14 protein-coding genes are annotated in these 14,451 nt (G+C 44.8%); 8 read left to right on the top strand and 6 right to left on the bottom strand.

Translation table 11 applies throughout. The features are described from left to right. Positions 1 to 57: 57 nt before the first annotated feature. Genes UCH007_RS02710 through UCH007_RS02720 form a run of 3 tightly spaced genes read left to right on the top strand, consistent with a single transcriptional unit; the run spans position 58 to position 2,971 of the window. On the top strand, positions 58 to 996 hold the full coding sequence (locus UCH007_RS02710; RefSeq protein WP_023652118.1) for a F420-non-reducing hydrogenase subunit G: 939 nt from the start codon (positions 58 to 60) through the stop codon (positions 994 to 996). Between the two features lie 29 nt (positions 997 to 1,025). Beyond that, positions 1,026 to 2,465, top strand: coding sequence for a Ni/Fe hydrogenase subunit alpha (locus tag UCH007_RS02715; RefSeq protein ID WP_046960992.1), 1,440 nt, complete (start codon positions 1,026 to 1,028; stop codon positions 2,463 to 2,465). 2 nt (positions 2,466 to 2,467) lie between these two features. Then, positions 2,468 to 2,971, top strand: a complete 504-nt coding sequence (locus tag UCH007_RS02720) for a hydrogenase maturation protease (RefSeq protein ID WP_046960993.1) — start codon at positions 2,468 to 2,470, stop codon at positions 2,969 to 2,971. Here the strand turns inward: UCH007_RS02720 and UCH007_RS02725 are convergent. From UCH007_RS02725 to UCH007_RS02735, 3 genes are read right to left on the bottom strand one after another with little or no spacing between them, the layout of a single operon-like run. Further along, positions 2,968 to 3,273, bottom strand: coding sequence for a hypothetical protein (locus tag UCH007_RS02725; RefSeq protein WP_023652121.1), 306 nt, complete (start codon positions 3,271 to 3,273; stop codon positions 2,968 to 2,970). The two genes, UCH007_RS02720 and UCH007_RS02725, sit on opposite strands and share 4 nt — an antisense overlap. 16 nt (positions 3,274 to 3,289) lie before the next feature. After that, positions 3,290 to 3,829 (bottom strand): peroxiredoxin family protein, encoded by a 540-nt coding sequence (locus UCH007_RS02730; protein WP_046960994.1) that lies wholly within the window; start codon positions 3,827 to 3,829, stop codon positions 3,290 to 3,292. Position 3,830: 1 nt separating this feature from the next. Continuing rightward, on the bottom strand, positions 3,831 to 4,532 hold the full coding sequence (locus UCH007_RS02735; protein ID WP_231854731.1) for a cytochrome c biogenesis CcdA family protein: 702 nt from the start codon (positions 4,530 to 4,532) through the stop codon (positions 3,831 to 3,833). A gap of 83 nt (positions 4,533 to 4,615) precedes the next feature. Here UCH007_RS02735 and UCH007_RS02740 point away from each other — a divergent pair, with 83 nt between their 5' ends. The 4 genes from UCH007_RS02740 to UCH007_RS02755 all read left to right on the top strand — a co-directional run bounded on the left by UCH007_RS02740 (position 4,616) and on the right by UCH007_RS02755 (position 9,003). Next, positions 4,616 to 5,755 carry a RecB family exonuclease gene (locus UCH007_RS02740; protein ID WP_046960996.1) on the top strand — a complete coding sequence of 380 codons (1,140 nt, stop codon included), beginning with the start codon at positions 4,616 to 4,618 and terminating at the stop codon, positions 5,753 to 5,755. Between the two features lie 20 nt (positions 5,756 to 5,775). Further along, complete coding sequence (locus tag UCH007_RS02745; RefSeq protein WP_015407647.1) at positions 5,776 to 6,264, top strand: small multi-drug export protein; 489 nt, start codon at positions 5,776 to 5,778, stop codon at positions 6,262 to 6,264. A gap of 189 nt (positions 6,265 to 6,453) precedes the next feature. Then, positions 6,454 to 7,203 carry a radical SAM protein gene (locus UCH007_RS02750; protein ID WP_015407648.1) on the top strand — a complete coding sequence of 250 codons (750 nt, stop codon included), beginning with the start codon at positions 6,454 to 6,456 and terminating at the stop codon, positions 7,201 to 7,203. Further along, the gene (locus UCH007_RS02755; protein ID WP_046960997.1) at positions 7,204 to 9,003 is read left to right on the top strand and encodes an adenosylcobalamin-dependent ribonucleoside-diphosphate reductase; all 1,800 of its coding nucleotides are present in this window, start codon (positions 7,204 to 7,206) and stop codon (positions 9,001 to 9,003) included. Here UCH007_RS02755 and UCH007_RS02760 read toward each other — a convergent pair. The 3 genes from UCH007_RS02760 to UCH007_RS02770 form a co-directional block, all read right to left on the bottom strand. Then, positions 9,000 to 10,004, bottom strand: coding sequence for an HD domain-containing phosphohydrolase (locus UCH007_RS02760; RefSeq protein ID WP_023652126.1), 1,005 nt, complete (start codon positions 10,002 to 10,004; stop codon positions 9,000 to 9,002). The two genes, UCH007_RS02755 and UCH007_RS02760, sit on opposite strands and share 4 nt — an antisense overlap. A gap of 28 nt (positions 10,005 to 10,032) precedes the next feature. Continuing rightward, complete coding sequence (locus tag UCH007_RS02765; protein WP_023652127.1) at positions 10,033 to 12,591, bottom strand: PAS domain-containing sensor histidine kinase; 2,559 nt, start codon at positions 12,589 to 12,591, stop codon at positions 10,033 to 10,035. 159 nt (positions 12,592 to 12,750) lie between these two features. After that, complete coding sequence (locus tag UCH007_RS02770; RefSeq protein WP_046961529.1) at positions 12,751 to 13,083, bottom strand: YkgJ family cysteine cluster protein; 333 nt, start codon at positions 13,081 to 13,083, stop codon at positions 12,751 to 12,753. 81 nt (positions 13,084 to 13,164) lie between these two features. On the opposite strand from UCH007_RS02770, the gene UCH007_RS02775 reads away from it, so the two are divergent. Further along, positions 13,165 to 14,430 carry a hypothetical protein gene (locus tag UCH007_RS02775; protein ID WP_046960998.1) on the top strand — a complete coding sequence of 422 codons (1,266 nt, stop codon included), beginning with the start codon at positions 13,165 to 13,167 and terminating at the stop codon, positions 14,428 to 14,430. Positions 14,431 to 14,451 lie beyond the last annotated feature (21 nt).

The following is a 14,451-nucleotide window of genomic DNA, read 5'->3' on the forward strand; positions in this document are numbered from 1 at the left end:
GTGTATTACCAGTATATATGGTGACGGGAAAACAAAAGACATGGCTAGGAGGATAAAATGGTCCGTGTTGCTGAAGAATGGTTTGCAGTATGCGGAGGGTGTGAACTCTCTATACTGGATATAGGTGAGCCGCTGCTGGATGTTTTACCCAACTTGGAAATAGTTCATATGCCTGTTCTTATGGATCATAAACTTCTCGGACAGAAGGGTGATGGTATTAAATACGAAATCCCAGAAGCTGATCTTGGTATAATTACAGGCGGTATCCGAAATGAGGAAAACAGGGAACTTGCTCTGGAAATGCGCAAGAAATGCAAGCTAATCGTAGCCCTTGGCACTTGTGCCTGTTTCGGCGGTATTCCGGCTCTGGCAAACCTTTCTACTACCGAAGATATGTTGAAACAGGTTTTCAGTAAGGAGAAAGGTACTGATCCTGCTTCTCCTCCCGGTGACAAATCCCTCCCCAAAATGCTTGACCGTGTTTATGCCGTAGATGAAATAATAACAGTAGATATTCACCTGCCCGGTTGTCCTCCTACACCAGCCCATATAGTTGAACTGCTCACAGCAGTACTTGCGGGTAAAACTTTTGCGCTTCCCGAAAGAAGTGTTTGCGATACCTGCCCCACCATACGTGAAAAACAATCTACCGGCGGGTCTATCAAACGCCCTCTGCAAAATGCCCAGTTTACCCCCGGCCGCTATGATAATATGCGCTGCCTGAATGAACAGGGCTTGTTCTGTCTGGGGCCGGTTACCAAAGCTGGGTGCAACCGTATTTTGGGTGCTGATCCTTCGGAAGAAATTCCCCGCTGTATAAAGGCTTATATGCCGTGCCGCGGTTGTTTCGGACCTGTCCGCAAAGGTTCTAATCCTACTGCTGATATAATGGGCTCGTTAAGTTATATCGGGCGTGATCCAAAGGAGATTGTTGACCGGGTGGCCACCATAAACCGCTTTATCGGTTCGGGTAGACTCCGCCCGCAGGATAAATAATAACCCCTTTTAGTTAATTCGGAGGATATATGAAACAGATTACAATACAGCCGGTTACCAGAATTGAAGGTGCTGCTAAGGTTGTTATAAACCTTGATAATAGCGGCAACGTATCTGATGCCCGCATGCATATTATAGAGCTGCGCGGTTTTGAAAAATTTTGTATAGGGCGGCCTGTAGAAGAAATGCCCCGTATTACCCCGCGTATCTGCGGCGTTTGTCCGCTTTCCCATCATCTATGTTCCGCTAAGGCTTGTGACCACGTCTTCGGTGTTACCCCGCCGTCTGCTGGCCGCAAACTGCGTGAACTGGCTAATGCCGCTGCTTATCTGGAAGAGCACATCCTCCATTTCTTCTTTTTAGCTGGAGCTGACCTTGTGATGGGTCCGGGTGAAAACTACTCTATGCGCAATGTTTTTGGTATAGCCCAGAAGATGCCTGAACTGGGCCAGAAGGTTATACGCTCACGTCATCTGGCATCAAAGATGCTGGATTATCTTTTGGGAAAAGATATCCACCCTGTAGCGGCTGTAGCCGGAGGGTTCTCAAAACCGCTTACGGAAACTGAACGTGAAAAAATGATGGAAATGGCTAAAGAACTGTTGGAGTTCTCCAAGTTTTCCATAGCATATGCCAAAGAAAATCTTTTCAGTAAATATGAAAGCCTTATTAAAGAAATTGGCGTTATCAAGACCGGCTTTTTAGGCACTGTAGATAAAAACGGTGCTTTAAACCAATATGACGGCAATCTTCGTCTTATGCGTCCTGACGGCAAGTTTACCGAATTTTCCCCCAAGGATTACCTTGACCATATTATTGAGCGGGTAGAAGACTGGAGTTATGCCAAATTCCCGTATGCCAAGGAACTCGGTGAGTTTAATATGGATTTAGACAATCCCTCCGGTATTTTGAGGGTAAACACTTTGGCCCGTATAAATGTCTGTGACCGTATTGCTACGCCCTTGGCTCAAAAGGAACTGGAAGAATTCCGCGCTAAATTCGGCCGTCCTGCCCAGCAGTCACTTCTTTTCAATTGGGCACGCTTGATAGAGCTTTTATACAATGCTGAAAGGGTTATTGAGCTTCTTTCTGACCCCGAAATTACGAGCACCAACACTCGTGTACCGGTAACTCCCAAAGCTGGCCGAGGAGTGGGTTGCATAGAAGCCCCCCGCGGCACCCTTATTCATGACTATACTACAGATGATAATGGTTTAGTTACTGATGCCAATCTGGTGGTTGCCACTGTCTTTAATAATGCTGCTATAAATATGTCCGTAAAACAAGCTGCCCAAACTCTTATAAAGGGTGGTAAGTATGATGAAACCATTTTGGACGAAATAGAAATGGTTATACGGGCTTATGACCCCTGCTTGTCCTGCTCTACACACGAGCTTAATGGCAAAGTAGCGGTCAGGCTGGATATAGTTGACGCAAGCGGACAGCTGGTCCAGACTTACTCTAACTAAATATGGACTGTTTACCGGAATATTGCTCCCGGCCGGTGGTTGTATTCGGCTGCGGAAACATACTTTATGGTGATGACGGTTTTGGCCCGGCTGTAGCAGATTACTTAAATGCCCATAGCCGGGTTCCTTCTTTTGCCTGCGTTATGGACGTGGGTACAGCTATCCGAGAGTTACTATTTAACATAATAATAAGTGATGTGAAACCCAAGGTTATAGTACTGGTAGATGCCATGGAAACTGGGCTGGAGGCGGGTGAGATTGGGCATCTTACGGTTGAACAGGTATCTCCGGAAAAGATAAATGACTTCTCACTGCACCTTATGCCCACCCTGAATATGCTTAAAGAGCTTCATGCTGACGGGGGAGTAAAAATAGATGTGCTGGCAGTTAAACCTGAACGGATACCCGAAGAGATGGAACAGGGTTTAACTGAAAAAGTCCAAAAAGCGGTAGTTGAAACCGCCCGTTATATTACGGATACCTATTTTGCCCAGCCGCCTTTTTAGTGGCTTTCCTGACTCCAGTTCTGCATCATTTCCTTTATCTTTTGCCCCAGTTTTGGGTTATTCCGCAGGCGTTCAATGAAAATAGGGCAGGCCTCCAGCATGGAGTTTTGGGCGGCGGAAGCCATGGATAACATCTGCTGCATGGCAGCTTCATCTTGAGGCGCATTCATACCCGGACCTCCGCTTTGTACCTGGCGGCGGATATCTTCAGAAGTATATCGCATAGGTGTTGTACAAGCACGGTACCACGGACACTCTTTGCATTGGGCTATATTTGATGCTTCGTTCAATATATCAGTCATTGTTACTCCTTAGGTTTTAGTATATCTTGTCCAGTTGGTTGTCAAAATCTGTCTGGCTGGAAAATGCCCCGAACTTTATGGCCTTTATTATCCCTTCGGTATTTATAAAATAGGTAATGGGAATATAGTTTGCATTATAGATTTGCCCGATAGCACCAGTGGTATCCAGCAGTACCGGAAAGGTATAGTGATTATCCTCCATAAACTGCTCTATAAGTGACTGGCTCTCTGTTATATTTATCATAAGGATTTTAATGCTGTCTGGGAGAGTCTTGTTTTTTAGATAAGCGGCTTCAAAAAAAGGCATCTCCTGTTTGCAATAACTGCAGCTTATCTTCCAGAAGTTTATAATTACCCCCGAGCCTCTGAAATCACTCAGGTTTATTTCCTGCCCAGCCAGATTTTTCAGGGAGAAATCCGGTGCAAAATTGTTTATCTTTATACCTGTTACGGGTTGGTTAGCGTTGTCAGATGGAGATGGCGTGGATTGGCTGCAGGCGGACAGACAAAGACTGCCAAGGAGCAGAAAACAGAGGGCTAACAATTTACTTTTCATTTCAAATCTGCAGGGTACTGAAAAACCCTATTCTATTACCAAATATCAGTATACCAATAAATATCAGTATCACGCCACTTGCACCGTATATGGCAGCTGAATAGTGGCTGATTTTACCTATCAAAGGCAGAGTTTTTTGAAGGAGCAACCCTAATGCAATAAATGGTATACCCATGCCCAGTGAAAAAACAGCCAGCAGTGCCGAGCCGTAAAGCGGGTTTTCTCCTCCGAATGTAATAGTTAGTATACTGCCCAGCACCGGGCTGATGCAGGGTGTCCAGGCAAGGGTGAAAACCGCCCCGCTTAGGAAAGACCTGGCATAACCGCTCATTTTAAGGTTTTGTGGGCTGGCCAGATGCTTTTCAAAATTGATTGACGGGAAACGAAGGCATAGCAGCATGTACCCGCCAAAGATGATAAGCATTCCCCCTGAGAGTATCCTTACCCAGAGGTCACTGGGGTTTATAATAACCCCGCCCAGCCCGGCTAAAGCCCCAAGACTGGTAAAGATAAGGCTGAAACCGGCTACAAAGGCCACTGAATGCCGCAGGGTTTTATAAGAAATGGCGGAGTTTGGTTTAGCATCAAGTATCTCGGCTCCCGTCAGGCTGGCTAAATAAATAGGCATCATAGGCAGTACGCATGGGGAGAAAAAGGCGGCCAGTCCGCCGGCAAGGGCTAAAAGGTAAGAGATATCTTCCAAATCCGTTCTGCACCTTCCCATAACCCTGAAAACAAGGCTATAATGTACTTTAATATTATATCAGTTTTACAGGCGGAGTATTTATGCGTCCCCTTTCCTACAGTCAGATAGACCAGTACCTGAGTTGTCCTTTAAAATACCGTTTTCTTTATATTGACGGCCTAAAGCCGTTGGAAAAGGGGTATTTCAGCTTTGGTACTACCTTGCATGACTGTGCGGAGCATTTTTTCAGAATAAAAGTACCTCCTCCACCCAGTTTGGAAAAGATGCTGGAATATTATCGCTTGCACTGGCGGTCTGAAGGGTATGAGTCTGTTGAGGCAGAAGAAAACTACCGCCAGTTAGGTAAAGAGATACTTGCGGAGTTCTGCCGTATCCACAGTGCTGATTTTCATATGCCACTTGCAGTGGAATACCAGTACACTGTAAATCTGGACGGAGTTAAGCTGACCGGTAAAATTGACAGGGTAGATAAACTCTTATCCGGTGAACTATGTATTGTGGACTACAAAAGCAACAAAGACCTGTTTTCGGCTGAATATGTTCAAAATAACCTTCAGCTGAGTCTTTACCAGCTGGCAGTAGAGCAGATTTGGTTTTTGCCGGTTGGGGAACTTTGCCTTTATCACCTTCGTTCAAACACCGCCATGCGTTGTTCTGCCCGTAGTAAAGAGGTTATTGCTGATGCCAGGCAACTGGTGCTGGAGGTAGCCGAAAAAATAGAAAAAGCTATTTTCCCTGCCTGTGAAAACGGTTTTTGCCCGTGTGATTTTGCCCATCTCTGTCCGCTGTATCGCCACAAATACGCACCCCCGCCCCAGTTACCCGAAGCATCAGCAGTAGATATACCCCGTGCGGTTGAGGAATATGCGGAACTCCAGTCCCGTAAAAGTGAAATAGAAGCCAGAATAGATACTCTGAAAGAGTCTATTATTGAATACTGCCGTGCCAATTCGCTTGGACGGGTATACGGCAGTGAACATTCACTCAGCTACAAAGAGGTTTCGCGTAGCGGGTATAACAATCAGGCGGTGCGGGATTTGCTTGTGCCGCTAGGGCTGTGGGACAAGGTTTCCGAATTGGATAAAAGCCTGCTGGAGAAATATCTGGAAACAGATGCCTGCGGACAGACACTGAAAGAAGAATTGCTGGCTTTAAAGGAAGTTGTATCTACCTCTCCGCGGCTGTATATCAAACAATTTTCAGCCGATAACGATAGCTGAAAGCGCAGGTTTGCAGATAGATGTTTTTTCAAATGATTGGTGTGTTTTTACTGGCGCTGGTGGAAATCTGGCTGGCCATACCGGCTGGTTTGATTTGGGGTTTGCACCCAGCTCTGGTTATTCTGCTGGTATGCGGCGGTACTTTAAGCGGCGTAGGTATTATTATTATTCTTTCAGAAAGAATACGGGCAAGCTCAAACCGCTGGCTGGATAAAAACCGTACGGGTGATGCCTCTGCAAGCCTGTCAGCACTCTTTGCCCAGATTATTGCGGCTTTGCAGGAAAGGCTTCATTCGGGCCGGCTGTACAAAATATGGTTAAAATACGGAATTATAGGGTTGGGTCTTTTGTCACCCGTGTTAACCAGTGCCCCCTTAGCTGCCTTTTTAGGGGTGATGCTAAACGCAGACAAGCTGAAGCTGTTTATCTGGATATCAGCAGGGGTAGCGGTTTGGACAACTGGGCTCACGTTGGCTATGTATTTTGGTTTGATACTGCTGGGAATCTAAGAATATATCCGAAATGCTTAGTAAAAAATCAAAAAACCTGATGCTAAAAGTAAAAACATGTGGTACAATAAATTCTAGCAAACAAAGAGGCAGATTACTAAAATTTATTATTGTTCGGGTATTTTAACAGTGTTATACTTATAAGAGCGAGCCTTTCCATAGGCTTGCTAATCATGTTTGGGGGATTGAATGAAGGTTTATCATCTGGCATATGAGCCAAGTTACCATTCAATGGATTTTCATTTTTGGACTGAATGTAATTTAAAATGCCGCGGTTGTTATACCAATTACGAGGTTTACGATTTTGGTCTGCTGGATGATCCTGTAGCTGAGATAATTACCCGTGAAAGGCAAGCCCCTCCCACTAAATTTCTAACGTTTGACCAGGTTATGGAAAAGATAGATGGCTATACTATAAAATATGCGGTTTTTCTGGGTACGGAGGCGGTGCTTGACCCTGAGCTGCCTAAACTGGCTAAGGCTGTCCATGAAAAATACGGCTCTTACAATATTCTGCTAACCAACGGTATCAGGATGCCTGACCTTACAGATATTGACCAGGTTATTTTCAGCCTGAAGGCGTATTCCGAAGATATATATCGTGATTATACCAGCCGCTCAAATAAATCCGCGCTGGAAAATCTGAAGAAGATACATGCTTCATTAGGTGAGCGCAAACTCCATGTAGAAGTGGTGTACATACCTGATTATATAGCCAAAGACGAAATAGAAAAGGTAGCCCAGTTTTTAGCCAGCATAGATAAAGATATGTCTTTCCGCATTGACGCTTACTTCCCTATTCCGGGTTGTCCTTGGCGGGCGGCCAACAAGGAAGAAGTGGAAGAAGCAGCCGAAGTTGCCCGCAAGTACCTGAACAATGTAGTGGTACTTACGTTGGATATGAAACGAATCGGTGATAAGGCAGTTAAGGTTTTTTAAATGACAGTAGAATCCGGCAGACAATCAGTTGTGATAGCAGCACGTTTATCCACTACCGCCAAAAGGGTATTGGAGAAGCGGTATCTCAAAAAAGATGCTGACGGACGAGTGATTGAAACGCCTGAGGATATGTTCCATAGGGTAGCCAGAGTAGTAGCTTCTGCCGAATATAAATATGCACCGGGTGCGGATATAAGCCGTATTGAAGAGGAATTTTATCAGGCTATGTTCCGCCTGGAGTTCCTGCCCAATTCCCCCACCTTATTGAATGCCGGGCGGCAAGTAGGGCAGCTTTCAGCCTGTTTTGTTTTGCCGGTAGAAGACTCCATTGAATCTATTTTTGATGCCGTAAAACAGACAGCTCTTATTCATAAAAGCGGGGGCGGTACAGGGTTTTCATTCTCCGACCTGCGTCCTGCCGGAGATAGGGTTGGGGAACTCACCGAAGTGGCCGGCGGCCCGGTCTCTGTAATTAATATATTTGCTGCAGCAGCAGATTATGTGCGGCAGGGTGGGGTTCGCCGCGGGTGTAACACCGCTATTTTAGATGTAACTCATCCCGATATCCTTAATTTTATCTCCTGCAAGGGTGACCCGAATGCCCTGACCAATTTTTATATTTCAGTTGTGGTAACCCGAGACTTCATGACCAAAGTACGAAATGGTGAAGATTACGATATTATCAACCCGCACACCGGTGAGGTAGTTCAGCGGCTAAACGCCGCCTGTGTGTTTGACCGTATTGTGGACCAGGCTTGGAAAACGGGTGATCCGGGTTTGGTATTTATAGACCGTATAAATGATGATAATCCCACTCCATTATTAGGGCGCATCAAGCATGTAAGCGGTTGCGGAGAGCAAACCCTTCTGCCATATGAATCTTGCAATCTTGGTTCAATCTCTTTGCCTCGTATGCTCAAGCGTGATGGCGAACGGGTAGTGGTAGACTATGAAAAGCTGGGGCGGACAGTTAAAATGGCTATCCGCTTTCTGGATAACGTAATAGATGTAAACAAGTTTCCTACTCCCGAAATTGAAAAAGCCACACTGCGTAATCGCAAAGTAGGCTTGGGGGTTATGGGTTTTGCCGATATGCTGGTTTTGATGGGTATACCATACAATTCCGAAGAGGCTATATTTCAGGCTGACCAGATAATGGAATTTATTAAAGAAACTTCCCACCGTGCTTCGTCAAAACTAGCCGAAGTCAGAGGGTCTTTCCCTGCTTATGAAGGCAGTATTTATGACGTACCGGGCGGACGCCCCATGCGGAATGCCACTTGTACCAGCATAGCTCCCACCGGCACGCTTTCCATTATAGCCGGGGTATCTTCGGGCATAGAGCCTTCTTTCGCTATGGTATTTGTCAGGAATATACTTGATGGTGAAAACCTGCTGGAGATAAACCCGTATTTTGAAGAAATGGCCAGACGCGGAGGTTTCCATTCAAAAGAGCTGTTTGAGAAACTGGTTTCCTCAAACCATCTGCATGATATAGAGTGTATACCGGACTGGCTTAAACGTCTGCTGGTTACTGCTCACCGCATTCGCCCCGAATGGCATATCCGTATTCAGGCAGCTTTCCAAAAGTATACTGATCATGCTGTTTCCAAGACGGTAAATTTCTCCCATGAGGCTACCCGTGAGGATATGGCGAATGTGTTTAATATGGCCTATGACAAAGGGCTTAAAGGGATAACAGTATACCGTGACGGAAGCCGGGCAGCTCAGCCTTTATGCACCTGCGAATCAGGTGTAAAGCTGGTAGACCAGTATCTGGATAACTGCTCCTGTCGTTAGGTATGTTTATTCATGCGGGCAAAAACAGCTAAAATCTCCGGGTCAAACTGTATACCTGAACAGCGTTTCAGCTCTTCCCAGGCTTCTTTATCTGTCATAGCCTTGCGGTATGGTCTTAAAGAGGTCATGGCATCATAGGCGTCAGCAAGTGCCATTATTCTAGCTCCCAGCGGTATTTCATCTCCTTTTAGCCCATCAGGATAACCCCGTCCGTTAAAATGCTCATGGTGGTGGCGGACTATTTTCAATATTTCACGGTCTTCGGTGATGGGGGAAAGTATGCGTTCGCCTATGCCGGGATGGGTTTTTATATGATTGTATTCTTCTTCGGTCAGGTTGCCGGCTTTATTCAGACAAACACTTCTGATACCTATTTTGCCGATGTCATGAACCAACCCTGCTAAACGTATCTGCTCAATGGCAGCAGCAGGCAGTTCCATAGCGCTGGCAATAGAAACCGAGGTTTCAGCTACCCGCTGTGAATGACCTATAGTGTAACTGTCTTTAGCCTCAAGTGCATAGGCCAGAGAAGTTATGGCATTAAAAAAGGAACTGCGTATTTTTTCCGCCTGGTCTTTTATCTTTAACTCCAGATGCTGCTGGTAATCACGATTGTCCAGTATTAGACGGCGTTTTTCCAGTGCCCGCTCTATACTCATCATCACCGCATCCAGTTTAAAAGGTTTGGTCACATAATCATAAGCGCCCAGCTTCATGCAGTTTATAGCGGTATCTGTATCGCTGATGGCAGTAGCCATTATAACGGCGGTATCAGGTGAACCAATGCGGATTTCGGGCAAGATATCCATGCCGGAAATCCCAGGCATTTTTATATCCAGTATTGCCAGTGCGATATTATTGTTTTTTACAATTTCCATAGCCTCGGCGGCATTTGGGGCGGTCAGGCATTTATAGCCTTCTCCGGTTATTTTCTGGCAAAGCAAACGGCGGATTGTATCTTCGTCATCTACCGTTAAAATAGTTTCATTTTTTGTAGTCATGCGTACCCCTTAGAATATCCGCCGGTTTTTAATCTGGCTGGTTGATTGGAAGCTCTATAAAAAAGGTAGCACCCTTACCTTCGGAACTTTCTGCGTACAGTTTACCACCATGCTGGGTGATTATACCATGCCCGATAGACAGTCCTAATCCAGTACCTTTGCCTACTTCTTTCGTGGTAAAGAAAGGGTCAAATATATGTTTTAGGACGTTTTCAGACATACCCGGACCATCATCCTCAATAGATATCCGGATACTGTTATCTAGCCTGCAGCTTGTGATGACTATCGTACCTTCCCCATGCGCTTGGGTTATAAAATATTCGGCGTTTATGACTATATTCAATAGTACTTGTTGCATCTGGAAATAATCTGCCTTAATCTCTGGCAGATTCGGATCCAGATTGGTAACCATCTGGATATTATTAACTTTTTGCCCGTAGTTGCAGATAGCAAGTACTTTTTTGATTACCTGATTCATATCCACCCAGTCTCTGGCTTGCTCATGGCGGCGGGCAAAGGTAAGCAGGTTCCGGATAATATCAGCTGCCCGCTGAGCTTCCTGACTGATTATCTGAACATCATGCATTAAATCTTCCGGCAGGTCTTTTTCCTGAATCAGCTCTGAAAATCCTAAAACACTGGTCAGTGGGTTATTAAGTTCATGAGCCAGGCCGGCAGCCATTTCACCCACTGAAGCCAGCCGGTCAGTTATCATCAGCTGGGCGGCTATTTTATGATGCTCGGTGAGATCTTTTATAGTGTGTATGGTTCCCAGAGACTGCCCGTCTGTGTTCAGAATAGGGTCAATGGTTTCCTGAAAATGCTTCTCAATGTTTTCCTCAAAATAATTAATGTGTTGGGTTTTTTTTGTATTGGAAACTATCAGCTTGGGGCAGCTTTCTTTGGGGCAGTCTTTATGGTGAAGCACTTGGTAGCATTTCTTGTTCAGGATATCTTGCGGCTGGCAGTTAAGGGTATTTGTAAAAGCACGATTTGCCCGCAGGATATTAAAATCATTGTCCAAAAGAAATACTATATCGGATATATTATCAAAAGTTATTCGCCATTCTTCTGCCGCATGTAACAACTTGGCATCCACTTTTTTCCGTTCCGTTATGTCCCTTAATACCGCGCAGCAATAATCAACTCCCTCAAACTCCAGAAAGTTACACATTACTTCAATGGGTATCTGCTGGCCGCTTTTAGTAAATTGGACGGATTCTACCGAGAATTTGATATCATTTTTTAATCTGCCCCAGAGGGTTGCCCATTTTTCTGAAATACATACGGGATTTATATCTTTCACTGTTAAATTACGGATTTCTGTATGGGTATAACCCAGTGACTGGCAGGCGGCCTTGTTTGCGGCTATTATATGTCCTTTTTGGTTGACCCACAGAATGGAATCTGCCGAATGTTCGACCGAAAAGGAGGTGAATTTCAGGTGTTTTTCAGCCTCTTTGCGCAGTCTGATATCTCTAACTACGGCTATATTGTATTCCACTCCGTCATATTGCATATAGTTAGCGTTGATTTCCACCGGTATTTCTTCACCGCGTTTGTTTCGGTGTGTGGATTCAAAGTTTAGACGGGTACTATTTTTAAGTTTCTCCCAGTGCCTTATCCAATCAGTCCGGTTGGTTATAAAAGTGTCTATATCTGTTACGTTTAATTTTAGCAAGTCTTCACGTTTATAGCCGAGAGAGTCACAGGCTGATTGGTTTACATCTGCAAAATTACCCTCGGAATCGGTCCAGAATATGGCATCTGTGGTTCGTTCCACTGCAAATCTGGTCAGGAGCAATATTTTTTCAGATCTTTTGCAGATTGTGATATCTCTGGCTGATAGCTGCAGATATGGCGAGCTGGTATTCCGGTTAATTATCCGGCTGTAAACGGAAAGCCAGCAAGTTTGGCCATTCTTAAGTGTCAGCCTAATCTCAACAGGTTGGGTGCTGTCTGTTTTGGTGTCTTGAAGCATTTGGTTAATAAGGTCAGCTGCTTCACTGCTGAATAAGCCGCAGGATTTCCAGTTATCACCGGCAATTTCGTTTAAAAAATAACCGGTTATTTCCTCAAATATCTGGTTAGCAAATATCAGTTTACCGTCAGGCTGGAAACCCATTACCAGAGGAAGGGCAGGCAGGGTTTTATCCGGAAAAACCGGATAATCCGGATTATGCTGAACCTGAGATTGACACTGTATAACACAAATCAGTTTATCTGAGAAAAGTTTACATAATAATTCTGCCGAAAGGGGGAAGCCATTTTTGCAGGGGATATAGCAGGGTATAGGTCTTGAAGATGTTTTAAATTGAGGGAGCTTTTGGGTATCGGTATTCAAACCGGCGGCTTTAAATATATCTTTCATCAGAGCAGGGTTAGAGAGGTATTCGGCAGGGGAATAACCGCTGATAGCGGATGAGTTTGAACTGACATAAGTCAAGCGTGGTTTGGGTGAGGTTTCGAATATAAAAAACAGATTTCGGGTACTTTCTATCAAGGAAAGTATCTCGGTCAGGTTTACACTTTCGGGCAAAACACTTTGCTCTGCAGTTGTGCGGCAGGATTTATACTGATCTTCCATATCCTTACGCTTTTTAACCTATATTTTGTTACAGGAGCAGGGCAGAGGCCTCAGATATATTCAGGTATGACCAATTTCAGTATAGCAGGAGGAATGTCCATTTGTCATGTGTTTTGACAAAAAAAGAGCCTTACTTCGGATAAATAATGACAAAAGGCATTAAAACATCAGGCCTTCGCGGCATTCGCGGTGCTTGAAACTGGGCTGATAGTCACGGCAGGCTTGCGGCTTGAAATCATGGATGGTACACAGGGATAAGTTGTCTACCCCGCGTCCTAAAAAAATACAACCATTCTCATTATGGCGTATAAGCATGGTTCGGTGTCCCGGCCAGCGTTTATCGGCGTATATTTCCTTGAAAATATCAAGGCTAAGACTCAGATGCTTGGCAATGCTTTGGGCTTCGTCCATTTCCAAGTGGGGCTGAAAGTGAAGGCAACAGTTGCCGCAGCGCCTGCATTCGAAAACATCGGTATTTGCTATATCGTTCATGTACTTCATTATAAATGCCGGTTTGTGCTATTATCAAGGTGATGTTGATTACTCACGTGTAAGTGATATAATCAGTAAAGCATGAAAATGAAAAAAGACTACATAATTAGACTTTTAGCTACTCTGGTTATAAGTGTAGCAATGTTTTTTGCTACTCCCTCTGTAAACAGGGCTGCTCTGGAAGGGCAGCTGTTTTTTTCTGATACTATTATCAAAGTAGGCACAGAGCTTACGGTTTATGGTCAAAATTTCTTGCGCCAGAGTGATGTAAAGCTGTTTTTTGATGATGAGGAAGTTGCCATTGGGGCGACTAATCAACTGGGTGAGTTTACTCTCAGCTTTATTGTTCCGCCATCAGGACGTGGATTGCATGTTGTAAAGGCTTTGGATGCGGATTACAACATGGGCAGCGGGTTGGTTTTGGTTGAAAGCTGGATTGACCTGTCTAAATCTGAGGCGGCCATTGGCGAGACTGTTAACATAAATGGCACAGGATTTACCCCTTTAACTGCAGTCAGTTTTTATTACAATGATACCCCGCTGACTGTAGTACCCGGTGTTGTTAAGGCTGATATTACAGGAAGTTTTTCGGTAAGTTTTACAGTTCCTGAACGCTTTGCAGGTATTTACCTGGTGGAAGTGCGTCAGGGGGAATACATAAATAGTCAGAGTTTAAAAACTAACGTCTGGCTGGATATTAACCCCGAAATAGGTTTGGGCAAGCTGCTGGACGTGGGTACGGAACTGAACATTTCCGGCAAAGGCTTTAAACCCAATGGGCAGGTAGATTTGCAGTATGACGGGATTTCTTTGCTGAAGGCATTTACAGATAGCAGCGGTACTTTTTCAGTTCAAATCACTATCCCATCCAGCGTAGCTGCTTCGCATACCCTGATATTAGATGATGGGCAAAACCGTATTGTGCGTGAAATCTGGTTGGAAAATACACCTCCGGCCGCACCAGTTATCACACTGCCTGCTTCAGGTGAGGCGCTGAGTTATCCGTTTATCTTTGGCTGGGAAGGGGTAAGCGATGCAAGCGGTGTGGAGTATGTTTTGCAGATAGCTTCTGACAGCGGGTTTAGCGGTATATTGCTGGAGATAAAAGGTATAAAAACCAGCCAGTACATATTAACCGATAACGAAGATATAAACAGTTCTGAGGCTGCAAATTTCTACTGGCGTGTTAAAGCGGTTGATGGTGCTGGTAACGCAGGGGACTGGTCTGAAGCAAGTGTTTTTGGCAGGGTTTCACTGGTTCAGAATTTGGGTTTGGTTGTTGGGGTGGGAGCGGGGCTTATCGCTATCGTAGTGTTTATGTGGTGGACTATTCGGAACCGTCGCTAGCTCTAAAAAATATTTTTTGCC

Source organism: Dehalococcoides sp. UCH007, from assembly GCF_001010485.1.
GTDB classification, from domain to species: Bacteria; Chloroflexota; Dehalococcoidia; order Dehalococcoidales; family Dehalococcoidaceae; genus Dehalococcoides; species Dehalococcoides mccartyi_A.